9 protein-coding genes and 3 pseudogenes are annotated in these 15555 nt (G+C 69.0%); 7 read left to right on the top strand and 5 right to left on the bottom strand.

Features of this window, described 5'->3' with window-relative positions; genetic code table 11:
• Positions 1-48: 48 nt before the first annotated feature.
• The 5 genes and pseudogenes from BJF85_RS21350 to rpmH all read right to left on the bottom strand — a co-directional run bounded on the left by BJF85_RS21350 (position 49) and on the right by rpmH (position 2836).
• Entirely contained in the window at positions 49-714 is a 666-nt protein-coding gene (locus tag BJF85_RS21350) for a R3H domain-containing nucleic acid-binding protein (protein ID WP_075849804.1), read from the bottom strand.
• A gap of 60 nt (positions 715-774) precedes the next feature.
• Positions 775-1924 (bottom strand): annotated as a pseudogene (gene yidC, locus BJF85_RS21345) (membrane protein insertase YidC).
• A 4-nt stretch (positions 1925-1928) separates the two neighbouring features.
• A complete protein-coding gene (yidD, locus tag BJF85_RS21340; RefSeq protein ID WP_075849877.1) occupies positions 1929-2243 on the bottom strand; it encodes a membrane protein insertion efficiency factor YidD in 315 nt (104 codons plus the stop codon).
• A 41-nt stretch (positions 2244-2284) separates the two neighbouring features.
• Positions 2285-2665 carry a ribonuclease P protein component gene (gene rnpA / locus BJF85_RS21335; protein ID WP_075849803.1) on the bottom strand — a complete coding sequence of 127 codons (381 nt, stop codon included), beginning with the start codon at positions 2663-2665 and terminating at the stop codon, positions 2285-2287.
• Positions 2666-2692: 27 nt separating this feature from the next.
• Positions 2693-2836, bottom strand: a complete 144-nt coding sequence (gene rpmH, locus BJF85_RS21330; RefSeq protein ID WP_048807381.1) for a 50S ribosomal protein L34 — start codon at positions 2834-2836, stop codon at positions 2693-2695.
• 536 nt (positions 2837-3372) lie between these two features.
• On the opposite strand from rpmH, the gene dnaA reads away from it, so the two are divergent.
• From dnaA to gyrA, 7 genes and pseudogenes are all read left to right on the top strand, one after another.
• Positions 3373-5370: a chromosomal replication initiator protein DnaA gene (gene dnaA / locus BJF85_RS21320; RefSeq protein WP_139320769.1), complete on the top strand. Its 1998-nt coding sequence runs from the start codon at positions 3373-3375 to the stop codon at positions 5368-5370.
• A gap of 1068 nt (positions 5371-6438) precedes the next feature.
• Positions 6439-7572 (top strand): DNA polymerase III subunit beta, encoded by a 1134-nt coding sequence (dnaN, locus tag BJF85_RS21315; protein ID WP_075849876.1) that lies wholly within the window; start codon positions 6439-6441, stop codon positions 7570-7572.
• 48 nt (positions 7573-7620) lie between these two features.
• The gene (gene gnd / locus BJF85_RS21310) at positions 7621-8511 is read left to right on the top strand and encodes a phosphogluconate dehydrogenase (NAD(+)-dependent, decarboxylating) (RefSeq protein ID WP_075849802.1); all 891 of its coding nucleotides are present in this window, start codon (positions 7621-7623) and stop codon (positions 8509-8511) included.
• Between the two features lie 16 nt (positions 8512-8527).
• Positions 8528-9679: a DNA replication/repair protein RecF gene (gene recF / locus BJF85_RS21305; protein WP_075849801.1), complete on the top strand. Its 1152-nt coding sequence runs from the start codon at positions 8528-8530 to the stop codon at positions 9677-9679.
• Positions 9680-10034: 355 nt separating this feature from the next.
• A pseudogene (locus BJF85_RS21300) lies at positions 10035-10534 on the top strand (DciA family protein).
• A gap of 216 nt (positions 10535-10750) precedes the next feature.
• A pseudogene (gene gyrB / locus BJF85_RS21295) lies at positions 10751-12712 on the top strand (DNA topoisomerase (ATP-hydrolyzing) subunit B).
• Positions 12713-12786: 74 nt separating this feature from the next.
• A complete protein-coding gene (gyrA, locus tag BJF85_RS21290; protein ID WP_075849800.1) occupies positions 12787-15390 on the top strand; it encodes a DNA gyrase subunit A in 2604 nt (867 codons plus the stop codon).
• Positions 15391-15555 lie beyond the last annotated feature (165 nt).

The following is a 15555-nucleotide window of genomic DNA, read 5'->3' as shown; positions in this document are numbered from 1 at the left end:
GGGGTTCCGGTGGGCCGCTTCGTCGATCCTGTGTAGCCGTGCGGCTCCTTACTCGGGGACCACCACGACGCGCCGCTTGGGCTCCTCGCCCTCGCTCTCGCTCGTCACGCCGTCGACCTCGGCGACCGCGTCGTGCACGACCTTGCGCTCGAACGGGCTCATCGGCTGGAGCTTCTCCTTCTCACCGGTCTTCGCCACGTTCTCGGCAGCCGTCCGGCCGATCCGCCGCAGCTCCTCGCGACGGCCCGCACGCCAGCCCGCGATGTCGAGCATCAGCCGGCTGCGCGAGCCGGTTTCCTGCTGCACGGCCAGGCGCGTCAGCTCCTGCAGCGCCTCCAGCACGTTGCCGCGGGGGCCGACGAGCTTCTCGAGATCGTCGCCGCCGTCGATGCTGACGATCGCCCGCCCGGCCTCGACGTCGAGGTCGATGTCGCCGTCGTAGTCGAGCAGGTCCAGCAGGCGCTCGAGGTAGTCGCCCGCGATGTCGCCCTCCTGGACGAGCAGGTCGTCGCCGTCCGCCTCGTCCTCGCCGTCGGCGTCGTCACCGTCCGCCGCGGAGTCGGCGCTGCCGCTCGCCTCGGCCGACTCGCCAGAGGACTCCGCCCCGGAATCCTCCGACGTCTCCGCCGGCGCGACTGTCTCGTCCTCGGGCCCGGCCGAACCGGCCGCGGCCCTGTCCTCCTCCGTGCCGATCACCTCTGCGGTCTCGGACATGTCGTTTCTCCTCTCAGGCCCCTGCAATGTCTGTTCGTGGTCGGGCGCGCGCCGGTCGCGTCAGCGGCGCTTGCCGCCCTTCGACTTCTTCTTCTGGTTCGCGGGCCGCTGCTGGTTGCCGCCGTTCTTCGCCCAGGCGCCGCCCTTCACGCCGTTCTTGGCACCGGAGCCGTTCTTGTTCGCGCCCGCCGAGGCCTGGCCGGACGTCGCCGCGGCCTTCTTCGACTTCGCACCGCCCGAGCCCGAGGAGTCCCCGGCGTCCGAAGCGTCCGTAGCGTCCGGGGCGTCGGCCGCCTCGGCGTCCGTCTTGCCGGAGGTGTCGGCCGTGCTCTGGCCGGCCTTCTGTTTCTGCGGCTTCTGACCGGGCTGCGGCTTGTTCGGCTTCGCGCCCGGCTTGGGGGCGAGGTTGTCCCGCTTGTCCTTGGCCTCAGCCTTCTTCGCTTCCTCTTCCTTGTCGATCCGGGTGTAGACGAAGCGCTGCTGGCCGAGGGTCCACATGTTGTTCGCGAGCCAGTACAGCAGCAGGCCGATCGGGAAGAACGCACCGAAGATGAGCACACCGACGGGGAAGACGTACAGCGTCAGCTTGTTCATCATGCGGTCTGCTGGGTAGCCGACGCCGGGTTCTGGCGGGCCACCGAGTGCCGCGCCGTCATGTGCGTCGCGATACCGGCGCGATCATCAGCGGGATCGCGACCGGGGCGACGTGCCAGTGCCAGCCGGGCTCGGTGCCACCGAAGCCGAGGAGGTTGATGGCGTCGCCGAGGTTGACGCCGAACACCTTCGCGTTGACGTAGGAGTCGACCTCGGAAGCCGAGAAGAAGTAGTTGCTCTCGCGGCCCTCCTGGAAGTTCCGGAGCACCCAGTTCAGACCGATGAAGACCGGGATCTGCAGGATCATCGGCAGGCAGCTGCCGAGCGGGTTGACGCCGTGCTCGCGCTGGAGCTTCTGCATCTCCTGCGCCTGGCGCTGCCGGTCGTTCTTGTACTTCTTCTGCAGCTTCTTCACCTCGGGGGCGAAGTCCTGCATCTTCTTCATCGACCGCACCTGGTTCACGAACGGCTTGAACAGGATGCCGCGCACGGTGAACGTCAGGAAGACGATGCCGAGAATCCAGGCGATGGCATTGTCCGGCCCGAAGACGAAGCCGAACACCTTGTGCCAACACCACAAGATGAACGACACAGGGTAGTAGATAAAGTCGAGCACTGAGCTACTCCTCGGTAGACATACCAGGGCTTTGGCGTCGGAAGCTGAACTTCTCCGGCACGGGGTCGCGGCCCGGCGGGATCCACGGCACGCACCGCAGCAGCCTGCGAACGGCAAGGTAGGTGCCCCGCGCCGCGCCGTGCTTCGTCAGCGCCTCGGCGGCGTACGTGCTGCAGCTCGGGTGGAACCGGCACATCGGGGGGAGGAACGGCGAGATCGCCTTGCGGTAGAAGCGGATGGGCAGGAGCAGGATCCACGCGACCGGGGTCGGCCGCGGAGCCGCATGCGTCGTCTCGTCCTGGCACTCGGCGCGGTCCATGTCGTCATGGTCCCTGCGCTCGGCGCCGGCCTGCTCGTTTCTCACACCGCTGATCCATTGCTGTCGCGGGAGGCCTCCGGTGCGGCACCGGTCAGCTTCAACCGCCGCAACGCCGCGTCGAGGTCCGAGCCCAGTTCCCGGCTGCTCGCCTCGGCGGCGGGAGGAAGGGCTCGTACGACCAACGCACAACCGTGGGGAAGGGTTCCGAGTCGAGCCGCGACAAGGTGGCGCAGCCGCCGGGTGACCCGGTGCCGCACCACGGAATTGCCCACGGCCTTGCTCACGACGAACCCCGCCTTCACCTGCTCGCCGGAGTCGACGAGCGCGTGCAGCACAAGGCGGCGGCGCCCCGCTCGGACGCCGCCGCGCATGACGCTGCGGAACTCCTCACTGCGCCGCAGGCGAGCGTCGGCGGGAAGCACGCGCTCACCTCCTGGCAGCAGACGAGATCAGGCAGACAGCTGCTGACGGCCCTTGCGACGACGGGCGGCCACGATGGCGCGACCGGCCCGGGTCCGCATGCGCAGCCGGAATCCGTGGGTCCGCGCGCGACGGCGGTTGTTCGGCTGGAAGGTGCGCTTGCCCTTGCTCACGGCGTCAATCTCCTGGTTCGGTGACGTCTAGGTCTGTGGTCCGGCCACGTCAGCTGGGCAGCCCCAACGGGCGCGCTGTCGACGGCAGACCTTAAAAGGGTACGCACCCACCGCCCGGAGTCCGACACCGCCCCCGGTTCCACTCGGCCTGGTCACGCTCCCGGTTCGAATGGCGACACGCCGTCGACCGTGGAATCCTTGCTTGAATGAACCGCTTGTGGCACAGACCGAGCCTTGTTAGCGTGCCCCTTCTCGACCCGACGGACGAGGGGCACGTGTCACGTCGGCGGTAGGTGCGAGACTGACACGTCCGACATCCGGACCCGCGAGTAGGAGGGCTCTCGGGTCCGCCGTACATTGATGCACACTTGTGGACAACTTTGTGGATGCCTCCTGCGCAGATTACGCGGCGGCTCCGCTCGATCCACGCTGTGTCCTCGGTGCGGACGTCAGGGGAGTGTGGGCCGCCGGAGGGCGTCGGCAACGTGACACAAGAGGCCGAACCGACAAGGTCGAGGGGAGGGGAGTAAAGCAGGGTGTCTGATCACCAGCTGAACCTGGGTTCCGTCTGGGAACAGGTCGTCAAGGAGCTGTCCGACGGCACGCTCTCCCCTCAGCAACGCGCCTGGATGCGCGTCACCCGTCCGATCGGTCTTCTCGACGGCACCGCTCTGCTCGCCGCGCCGAGCGACTTCGCCAAGGAGGCGATCGAGCGCGCGCTGCGCGAACCGATCACCGCCGCCCTGTCCCGCCGCCTCGGCCGTGAGGTCTCCCTCGCCGTGAAGGTCGACGCCGCAGACGGCGCCCCGGCGCCCGGTCCGACCTCGCCGCCGCCGCAGTTCGGGACCACCGGCCAGCGCGGCGCTTCGGCCCACTCGCCCGACTCGCCCCCGCACGGCATCCCGCAGCCCATGCCCCAGTCCACGCCGCCCGGCCGGCCCGCGCAGGGCCAGGGCGCGAACGGGCCCGGCCGCCAGGGCGGACCGCCGGCACCGACGTCGCCTCCGCTGTCGGCGTCCGAGGAGACGATGGTGCTGCCCGTCATCCGGGACGACACCCCGCCGCCCGCCGGCACCCCGTCACGGCAGTCGGGCCAGCCGCGGCAGCAGCCCGGACCACAGGGCGCCGGTCGCTCCGGCACGGGACAGTCCGCCGCACAGCAGTCGGGTACCCAACACTCGGGCGCGCAGTCGGGCGGACGTCCGCACGCGCCCACGCCGGCGCGCCCGCAGCACTCCGCCGACGGCGACCGCAACAAACCGACCACCGCCGCTGCGACCGGGAAGAACGACGGCGCCGGTCCCGCGGCGTCCGCACCGCCGTCCGGCCGGAATCAGACCGGCAGGCACGCGGCCGACGCCGATGCGCTCGACGACTCCGAGGAAGAGGTCGACGAGGAGGGCGAGGCCCTCGCCGCGGTGCACGAGATCTGGCCGACGTTCACGGGCCAGCCCACCGCGGGCCAGCCGTACACGGCGCCCGCCCAGCCGCAGACGTCGAAGACGAAGCTCAACGAGAAGTACACGTTCGACACGTTCGTCATCGGCGCGTCCAACCGGTTCGCCCACGCGGCGGCGGTCGCCGTCGCCGAGGCACCGTCGCGGGCCTACAACCCGTTGTTCATCTGGGGCGAGTCCGGACTCGGCAAGACGCACCTGCTGCACGCGGTCGGGCACTACGCCCAGCGGCTGTTCCCCGGCATGCGCGTGCGGTACGTCTCCACCGAGGAATTCACGAACGACTTCATCAACTCGCTGCGCGACGACCGGAAGGTCGCGTTCCAGCGGCGCTACCGCGACATCGACATCCTGCTCGTCGACGACATCCAGTTCCTGGAGGGCAAGGAAGGTACTCAGGAGGAGTTCTTCCACACCTTCAACACGTTGCACAACGCGAACAAGCAGATCGTCGTCTCCTCCGACCGGCCGCCCAAGCGCCTCGAGACGCTCGAGGACCGGCTGCGGACCCGGTTCGAGTGGGGTCTGATCACCGACATCCAGCCGCCGGAACTCGAGACGCGCATCGCGATCCTCCGGAAGAAGGCGGCGCAGGATCGGCTCGACGTGCCCGGCGACGTGCTGGAGTTCATCGCCGCGCGCATCGAGGCGAACATCCGCGAGCTCGAGGGTGCGCTCATCCGCGTCACCGCGTTCGCGTCGCTGAACCAGCAGCCGGTGGACGTCGGTCTGGCCGAGATCGTGCTGCGCGACCTCATCCCCGATTCGCAGGCGCCGGAGATCAGCGCGCCGACGATCATGGGTGTCACGGCGGAGTTCTTCGACGTGACGATGGACGACCTGTGCGGGCCCGGGAAGACGAAGGCCCTCGCCACCGCGCGCCAGATCGCCATGTATCTGTGCCGCGAACTCACCGACATGTCGCTGCCCCGCATCGGGCAGACCTTCGGCGGCCGCGACCACACCACGGTCATGCACGCGGACAAGAAGATCCGCAAGGAGATGGCCGAGCGCAGGCGCATCTACGACCAGGTGCAGGAACTCACCTCCCGCATCAAACAACGCGCCCGCCAGTAACCCACCCCGCCGTGTTGGCACCCCACGTCGCCGTGTCAGCACTTCCCGCGCGCGTGTCAGCATCCCGCGTCGCCGTGTCAGCAATCTGCGTCGCCGTGTCAGCACCTCGCGTCGCCGTGTTGTAGCTCCGCGCTCGCCCGAACCCCGCCCGACGAAGGCCGGAACCGCGCCCAACGAGCCCGCGACCGACCCTCGCGCCCGCCGGTTTCGCGCCGTTTCCGGTGCACCGTCCACTGTGCACAGCGCTCCGCGGACCGACCTTCGTCGGATTCCGTGCCACGACGCGAAAATCGCTCGCCCCGCGCCGGAACGCGCTCGCCCACGTGTTGTCCACCGGTGGTCCACAGCATCCACAGGGTTGTCCGCACCCTGTCCGCAGGCTTGTCCACCGGCCTCTGACCGGAACGCCGCACCTCAGCGACCCGCGCCCCCGCGCGGCTGTGCACCACTGACCACCGAAAACGTCCCCAGCGTGTGGATTCCCTTGTGTGCCAAGACATCCGTCACCCCCACGGGCGATCTCTCGCACGAGCCGGCTGGGAGGAGTCTGGGTACAACCCTCCCCACAACTGGGGACAACTGTGGGGACAACTGGGGGTGGGTTGAGGACGGCCGAATCCGCCCACAACCACCCCCGATTCGTCCACCGGTTGACCGCCCCTGTCCTCCACACGCCGCCGCGCCTGGCGACCTGCGACGACGGGCCGTGTCCACACAACTCACAACGCTTACTACTACGACTGGACAAAAGATCTCTCTTAGAAGAACAAAAGAAAAAGAGGGTGGAGGCGAAGCTGGGGACGAAGGCGCTCGGGCGGCTCTCGACGGCCCCGGGCCGATATGACGGACCGACCTCGCAGGCTCTACCGTGGAGACCCACACATCCGGTCCGCTCGGACCGCGGGCCTGGACTCCATGTCGATGCGTCGTCGTCCCGGTACGCGGTACGTTGGCGGGCCGCCAGTCAGCCGGCCAGGTGTCGCACCCCGAGGACGGGGCGGGATTCCGAGGCCGGGCGTTGTCGTCTTTCGAGCTACGGCGGCTCGGGCCGTCGAAAGGATGGGCGCCATGAAGATCCGCGTCGAGCGTGATGGGCTCGCTGACGCCGTCGCCTGGGTGGCACGCAGCCTCCCGTCGAGGCCTCCGGTCCCGGTGCTGGGCGGAGTCCTGCTCGACGCAGGTGGGGACGGTGGGTCCGACGCGCTGACCGTCTCCGGGTTCGACTACGAGGTCTCGGCGACCGTCGGCGTGCCGGCGACGATCGCGGACGGCGGCCGCACCCTGGTGTCCGGTCGGCTCCTGGCCGACATCACCAAGGCGTTGCCCGCGCAGCCGGTGGAGATCGCCGTCGACGGTGCTCGCGCGTCGATCACGTGCGGCAGTGCCCGGTTCTCCCTGCCGACGATGCCGGTGGAGGACTATCCGCAGCTGCCTGCGCAGCCGGACCTGGCCGGAGAGGTGGCCGGGGAGGCGTTCGCGCAGGCCGTGTCGCAGGTCGCGGTCGCGGCGGGCAAGGACGACACGTTGCCGATGCTCACCGGCATGCGCGTCGAGATCTCGGGCGAGAACCTGACCCTCGTGGCCACCGACCGGTTCCGGTTGGCGATGAAGGAGTTCAACTGGGCTCCGGCCGCCGAGATCGGCGAGGCCTCGGTGCTGGTGCCGGCGCGCACGCTGGCCGACGCGGCGAAGTCGCTGGGCACGAGCGGGTCGACGATCCAGGTGGGCCTCGCCAGCGGCGACGGCCTGCTCGGTCTCACCGGCTCGGGCAAGTACACGACGACGCGCCTGCTCGACGCCGAGTTCCCGCCGTACCGCCAGCTGCTGCCGAGCGAGCACAGCTGCCGCGCGGTGCTCGACGTCGCCACGTTGGCCGAGGCGATCAAACGTGTGTCGCTGGTCGCCGAGCGCGGCACGCAGGTGCGGCTGGAGTTCGCCGACGGATCGCTGCGGCTGTCCGCGGGCGGCGACGACGAGGGCAGTGCCGAGGAGGAACTGCCCGTCGACTTCGAGGGCGAGCCGGTGGTCATCGCCTTCAACCCGGGTTACCTCGCGGACGGTCTCGCGGCGCTGCACGCCGACCGCGCGGAGCTGACGTTCACCACGCCGAACCGTCCCGCGCTGATCAAGCCGGCCGACGAGAACGGCGACGTCGTCCCGGGCTACCTCTATCTGCTCATGCCGGTGCGACTGCCCGGCTGAGTGGGCCACCACCCACATTCGTCTCCAAGAACCAAGGGAAGCATTTCGATGGTGCAGCTCGGACTCGTCGGCCTCGGCAAGATGGGTTTCAACATGCGTGAGCGGCTGCGCGCCGCCGGGCACGACGTGGTCGGTTACGACCGCGACGCCGAGGTCAGCGACGTCGGCTCGCTGGCCGAGCTCGTCTCGTCGCTCGAAGCCCCGCGCATCGTGTGGGTCATGGTGCCGGCGGGCGAGGCGACGCGGTCGACGGTCGCCGAGCTCGGCGGTCTGCTGTCGGACGGCGACCTCGTCATCGACGGCGGCAACTCCCGCTTCACCGACGACTCCCACAACGCGGCGGTGCTGGCCGAGCACGGCGTCGGCTACCTGGACGTCGGCGTGTCCGGCGGTGTGTGGGGCAAGGCGAACGGCTACGGCCTGATGGCCGGTGGCTCGGAGGCCGACGTCGAACGCGCGATGCCGATCTTCGACGCGCTGCGTCCGGAGGGGCCGCGCGAGGAGGGCTTCGCCCACGCAGGCGGTGTCGGCGCGGGGCACTACGCGAAGATGGTGCACAACGGCATCGAGTACGGCCTGATGCAGGCCTACGCCGAGGGTTTCGAGCTGCTCGAGGCCTCCGACGTCGTCAAGGACGTGCCGGCGACGATCAAGGCGTGGCAGCGCGGCACGGTGGTCCGGTCGTGGCTGCTCGACCTGCTGATCCGCGCGCTCGACGAGGATCCGGAGCTGTCGGAGCTCGAGGGGTACGTCGAGGACTCCGGCGAGGGCCGGTGGACCCTCGAGGAGGCGATCAACAACTCGGTGCCGGCCCCGGTGATCTCGGCGGCGCTGTTCGCGCGGTTCGCCTCTCGGCAGGACGACTCGTCGGCGATGCGTGCCGTGGCTGCGCTGCGCAACCAGTTCGGCGGCCACAGCGTCAAGAGCGTCGTCAAGTAGGGGCAGCGGACCGGCCGTGTACGTCCGTCACCTGCAGGTGACCGATTTCCGTTCGTGGACCCACGTCGACCTGCCACTGGAACCGGGCCCGACCGTGCTGGTCGGGCAGAACGGCCGTGGCAAGACGAACCTCCTCGAGGCGATCGGGTACCTGGCCACGCTCGCATCGCATCGCGTCGCGACCGACGCGCCGCTGGTGCGGCACGGGTGTGAGCGGGCGTTGGTGCGCACGGCGGTGGTCAACGAGGACCGCGAGCTGACCGTCGAACTCGAGATCGCGGCCGGGCGCGCGAACCGGGCGCGGGTGAACCGCGGTGCGGTCGGCAGGCCGCGCGACATCCTCGGGGTGCTGCGTACGGTGCTGTTCTCCCCGGAGGACCTGGCGCTCGTGCGCGGCGATCCCGGTGAGCGCCGCAAGTTCCTCGACGACCTGCTGGTGCAGCGCGCGCCGCGGTACGCGGGGGTGCGCTCGGACTACGACAAGGTGCTGAAACAGCGCAACGCGTTGCTCAAGTCGGCGGGTAAGAAGCGGGGTGACGATCCGTACGCGGCCTCGACGCTCGACGTGTGGGACGACCACCTGGCCACGGCGGGTGCGCAGTTGCTGGCGGCGCGGCTGAACCTGGTGGCCGACCTGGCTCCGCACACGTCCGAGGCGTACCAGGGGGTGGCGCCGGATTCGCGGCCGGCGCAGGTGACATACCGCTCGAGCTTGGGTGAGGCGTTACCGGAGGGGTACGGCGATCCCGCTGGTGAGCGGGCCGATCCGGAGCGGTTGGCGGAGGTGTTGCGGACCGCGCTCGGCGAGTCGCGCGCGGCGGAGCTGGAACGTGGGGTAAGCCTGGTCGGACCGCATCGTGACGAGCTGGACCTGGTGTTGGGGGACGCCCCGGCGAAGGGCTACGCGAGTCACGGTGAGTCGTGGTCGTTCGCGTTGGCGTTGCGGCTCGGCTCGTACGAGCTGCTTCGCGGGGACACAGGGGGTGAGCCGGTGCTGATGCTCGACGACGTGTTCGCCGAGTTGGACAAGCGCAGACGCGCGCGGCTCGCCGAGGTCGCGCTGGGTGCCGAACAGGTGCTCGTGACGGCGGCTGTGGATGAGGATGTGCCCGCTGAGCTGGCCGGCGTCCGCTATGCGGTCGCGGAGGGGGAGGTAACACGTGTCTGACCGCGGCGGCAATCGGAAGAATCAGCGACGCGGCGTGACCGCAAGCACAGCTAAACGTCGCCAAACTGGGGATAACTCTGTGGACAGTGTGGATAACACCCTGGATTTGTTATCGCACTGGGTAACTGCAGAGCAGGATCGTCAGGTCAATCCACCCCAAGTGGGGGCGTTCCGCGGCGAGTTGCCCGAGCGGAAGACGGAGAGTGAACGTACCTCATCGGATGGAGCAGCCCCCACGGCGGGGTCCTCGTCCGGGACTGGGGACAACGCGCCGTCCCGTGCACAGGCGGGCCAGCAGCAGACCGCACCTCAGCAAACAGCACCCCAGCAGGACGAGCCGTCGAGCGGCCGCGACCTGGCCCATGCCGCGTTGAAGGCCGCCCAGGAGCGGGCGAAGGGCCGCGGACACGAACCGGGCCGGCGTAAGCTCAGCGACCGGCCGGCCAAGCAGTCGGCGCAGAACCCGCGCCGTCGACGCTGGTCGTCGGCGGGTGCCGACGAACGCGACCCGCAGAGTCTCGGCCGGATCGCCTCGCGGATGGCGACGCAGATGGGGTGGAACGAGCGGCTCGCGGACGGCCATGTCTTCGGCCGCTGGGCCACCCTCGTGGGTGAAGACGTCGCCGAACATGCCCAGCCGGTGAGCCTCACCGACGGAGAACTCGTGGTCAGGGCGTCGTCGACCGCGTGGGCCACGCAGCTCCGGTTGCTGCAGCGTCAGTTGCTGGCGAGGATTGCGGCCGGCGTGGGGCACGGGGTCGTGAAACGCATGCGCATCCAGGGGCCGGCGGCGCGAGCTGGCGAAAGGGCCCTCGGCATGTCCCCGGCAGGGGACCACGTGACACGTACGGCTGACACCCGGCGAGTCGTAAGCGTCCGATTTCTTCAATGCGGCGTGTCGCTACCGGGGTGAGCCCCGGGACTCGCTGCCGGTTGAGATCGTCGCTCTCGGACGAAAATAGACGTGTCCTTGATGCATGTGAGCGAGAGTGGGCAAGTAAACTAGGACCGGTGGCACTCGAGTGTCCCGCGCGCGTGCGCGTGTGACGATGGTGAGGAGAAGTCAGGCCGGTGGCAGAGAACGAGAACGAATACGGTGCGTCCTCCATTACGGTCCTCGAAGGTCTGGAGGCCGTGCGCAAGCGCCCCGGCATGTACATCGGGTCCACGGGTGAGCGCGGCCTGCACCACCTGATCCAGGAGGTCGTCGACAACTCGGTCGACGAGGCGATGGCCGGGTACGCGTCCAAGGTCGAGGTCACGCTCATGGCCGACGGCGGCGTCCGCGTCGTCGACGACGGCCGCGGCATCCCGGTCGACCTGCACCCCAAGGAGCAGCGCCCCACGGTCGAGGTCGTGCTGACGGTGCTGCACGCGGGCGGCAAGTTCGACAGCGACTCCTACGCCGTCTCCGGTGGCCTGCACGGTGTCGGCGTGTCCGTGGTGAACGCGCTGTCGACGCAGCTCGACGTCGACATCCACCGGGACGGCCGCCGCTGGACGCAGCACTACGAACGTTCCGAGCCGGGCGAGCTGATCGACGCAGGCCCCGCCGACGGCAGCGGTACGTCGGTGACGTTCTGGGCCGATCCGGACGTGTTCGAGACCACCGAGTACAACGCCGAGACGGTCGCGCGCCGGCTGCAGGAGATGGCGTTCCTGAACAAGGGCCTCACGATCGTCCTGCGCGACGAGCGCGTGCCGGAGGAGAACGGCGAGGACGCCGCGGGCGAACGCGCCCAGGTCAAGGAGCGCGTCTACCACTACCCGGGTGGGCTCGAGGACTTCGTCAAGCACATCAACAACACGAAGGACCCGATCCACCCGAGCATCATCAGCTTCGAGGCCGCCGGCGAGGGCCTCGAGGTCGAGGTCGCGATGCAGTGGAACAACGCTTCACGCCTTCGGTCTACACGTTCGCCAACACGATCAACACGCACGAGGGCGGCACCCACGAGGAGGGTTTCCGCGCCGCGCTGACCCGTGTGGTCAACGCCTACGCGCGTGAGAAGAAGCTGCTCAAGGAGAAGGACGCCAACCTCACCGGCGACGACGTCCGCGAGGGTCTGACGGCGATCATCTCGATCAAGCTGGCCGAGCCGCAGTTCGAGGGTCAGACGAAGACGAAGCTGGGCAACAGCGAGGCGAAGTCGTTCGTGCAGACCAACGCCAACGAGTGGCTGTCGGACTGGTTCGAGCGCAACCCCACCGAGGCCAAGACGATCATCAACAAGGCCATCTCGAGCGCGCAGGCCCGCGACGCCGCGCGCAAGGCGCGTGACCTGGTGCGCCGTAAGGGCGCGATGGACATCGGCGGTCTGCCCGGCAAGCTCAAGGACTGCCGCTCCACCGACCCCGAGCAGTGCGAGTCTACATCGTGGAGGGCGACTCGGCCGGCGGTTCGGCCAAGGAGGGCCGCGACTCGATGTTCCAGGCGATCCTTCCGATCCGCGGCAAGATCATCAACGTCGAGAAGGCCCGGATCGACCGCGTCCTGAAGAACGTCGAGGTCCAGTCGCTGATCACGGCGCTGGGCACCGGCATCCACGACGAGTTCGACGTCTCGAAGCTGCGGTACCACAAGATCGTGCTGATGGCCGACGCCGACGTCGACGGCCAGCACATCCGCACCCTCCTGCTGACGCTGTTGTTCCGGTTCATGCGCCCGCTGATCGAGCACGGCTACGTCTACCTGGCGCAGCCGCCGCTGTACAAGATCAAGTGGCCGCGGGCCGAGGCGCAGTACGCCTACTCGGACCGCGAACGCGACGGGCTGCTCGAGGCGGCGGCGCGGCGGGCAAGAAGCTGCCCAAGGAAGACGGCATCCAGCGGTACAAGGGTCTCGGCGAGATGAACTCCGACGAGCTGTGGGACACCACCATGGACCCGGAGAACCGCGTGCTGCTGCAGGTCACCCTCGACGACGCCGCGACGGCGGACGAACTGTTCTCGGTCCTGATGGGCGAGGACGTCGATGCGAGGCGTTCGTTCATCACCCGCAACGCCAAGGCCGCCGGGATGCTCGACATCTGAGTCCGAAGTGGACCGAGGAGTCCGCCGACGCGACGACGAGCATCCGGTATGAGGCGTGAAAGGAACAACCACCCGTGACTGAAACCCTGCCCCCCGACGGTCAGCAAGGGCGTGTCGAGCCGGTCGATCTCCAGCAGGAGATGCAGAACTCGTACATCAACTACGCCATGAGCGTGATCGTCTCGCGCGCGCTGCCCGACGTGCGCGACGGTCTCAAGCCCGTGCACCGGCGCGTGCTGTACTCGATGTTCGACTCGGGCTTCCGCCCCGACCGCGGGTACAACAAGTGCTCGCGCGTCGTCGGCGACGTGATGGGCAACTACCACCCGCACGGCGACTCGGCGATCTACGACGCCCTCGTGCGGCTGGCGCAGTCGTGGTCGATGCGGTACCCGCTCATCGACGGCCAGGGCAACTTCGGCTCGCCGGGCAACGACCCCGCCGCCGCCATGCGGTACACCGAAGCCCGCCTCGACCCGCTCGCCATGGAGATGCTGCGGGACATCGAGGAAGAGACCGTCGACTTCGCCGACAACTACGACGGCCGCACGCAGGAGCCGGAGGTCCTGCCGAGCCGGATCCCGAACCTGCTGGTCAACGGTGGTTCGGGCATCGCGGTGGGCATGGCGACGAACATCCCGCCGCACAACCTGCGCGAGGTCGCCGACGGCGTCGTCTGGGCGCTGGACAACCCCGACGCCGACGACGACGAGACGCTGGCCGCCCTGATGCAGCGCATCAAGGGCCCGGACTTCCCGACGCGCGGTCTGGTGCTCGGCACGCAGGGCATCTCGGACGCCTACCGCACGGGCCGCGGCTCGATCCGCATGCGCGCCGTCGTGGAGGTCGAGGAGGACGCCAAGGGCCGCACGACGCTGGTGTGCACCGAGCTGCCGTACCAGGTCAACCCGGACAACCTCGTCGAGAACATCGCGACGCTCGTGCGCGACGGCAAGCTCACCGGCATCGCCGACATCGCCGACGAGAGCAACAGCCGCAGCGGTATGCGCATCGTGATCACGCTCAAGCGGGACGCGGTCGCGAAGGTCGTGCTGAACAACCTCTACAAGCACACCCAGCTGCAGTACAACTTCGGCGTCAACATGTTGGCGCTGGTGGACGGCGTGCCCCGCACGCTGCGGCTCGACCAGCTGATCCGGCACTACACGAACCACCAGATCGACGTCATCGTCCGGCGCACCCGCTACCGGCTGCGCAAGGCCGAGGAGCGCGCCCACATCCTGCGCGGTCTGGTCAAGGCGCTCGACCAGCTGGACGCGGTGATCGCGTTGATCCGCCGGTCGCCGACGGTCGACGAGGCGCGCACCGGTCTGATCGAGCTGCTCGACATCGACGAGATCCAGGCCACCGCGATCCTCGACATGCAGCTGCGGCGGCTCGCGGCCCTGGAGCGGCAGAAGATCATCGACGAGTTGGCCGAGATCGAGGCCAAGATCGCCGACCTCGAGGACATCCTGGCGCGGCCCGAACGCCAGCGGCAGATCGTGAAGGACGAGCTCACCGAGATCGTCGACAAGTGGGGCGACGAGCGCCGCACGAAGATCATCCCCTACGACGGTGACGTGTCCATCGAGGACCTCATCGCCGAGGAGGACGTGGTCGTCACCATCACCCGCACCGGGTACGCGAAGCGCACCAAGACCGACCTGTACCGCTCGCAGAAGCGCGGCGGCAAGGGCGTGCAGGGCGCGACGCTCAAGCAGGACGACATCGTGCAGCACTTCTTCGTCTGCTCGACGCACCACTGGCTGCTGTTCTTCACGAACAAGGGCCGGGTGTACCGGACGAAGGCCTACGACCTGCCCGAGGCGAGCCGCAACGCGCGTGGTCAGCACGTGGCGAACCTGCTGGCGTTCCAGCCGGACGAGGAGATCGCGGGCGTCATCCACATCCCGGACTACGAGGCGGCCGACTACCTCGTGCTGGCGACGCGGAACGGCCTGGTCAAGAAGTCGAAGCTGACCGACTTCGACTCGGCGCGCTCCGGTGGTCTGATCGCGGTCAACCTGCGCGAGGGCGACGAGCTCGTGGGCGCGGTGCTGGCCTCGGCCGACGACGACCTGCTGCTCGTGTCCGCGGAGGGCCAGTCCATCCGCTTCCACGCCAACGACGAGACGCTGCGCCCGATGGGCCGCGCCACGTCCGGCGTGCTCGGCATGCGGTTCAACGAGGGTGACGAGCTGCTCAAGATCAGCGTCGTCAAGCCGGACACGTTCCTGCTGGTGGCCACCGACGGCGGATACGCCAAGCGGACGGCCATCGAGGACTACCCGGTGCAGGGCCGCGGCGGCAAGGGCGTGCTCACCATTCAGCAGGACCGCAAACGTGGCAGGCTGGTGGGTGCGCTCGTGGTCGAGGCCGACGACGAGCTGTACGCCATCACCTCGAGCGGCGGGGTCATCCGCACGCCCGCCGACGACGTCCGCAAGGCCGGCCGGCAGACCAAGGGCGTGCGCCTGATGAACCTCGACGACGGGACCACGTTGTTGACGGTCGCGCGCAACGCCGACAAGCCGTCCGACGTCCCCGACGGCGACGACGAGGGTGAGGGTGGCGAGGATGCGGCCGCTTCTGATGGTGGTGTAACACCGGATGAGGCAGGCTCGACGGATACGGAGTCCGCGAGCGACGAATCCTCGCAGAACGGACAGGAATAAGTACGGCACCGCTGCGACACCGACGGCGCGGATGTGGACGAGGGACTGACCGGTTGTGACACCACCCGAGAACGAACAGCGCGGCGCGAAGGGCTCTGCTGGGGCCGGCGCGGGGGCCGACGAGGACGTCGCCCCGCCGTGGCAGCGCGTCGCGAAGGACGCCGA

The sequence above is a fragment of the Saccharomonospora sp. CUA-673 genome (assembly GCF_001942305.1).
Lineage (GTDB): Bacteria > Actinomycetota > Actinomycetes > Mycobacteriales > Pseudonocardiaceae > Prauserella.
The sequence above is the reverse complement of the archived record's forward strand: the minus strand, read 5'-3'. Positions and strand labels throughout refer to the sequence as shown.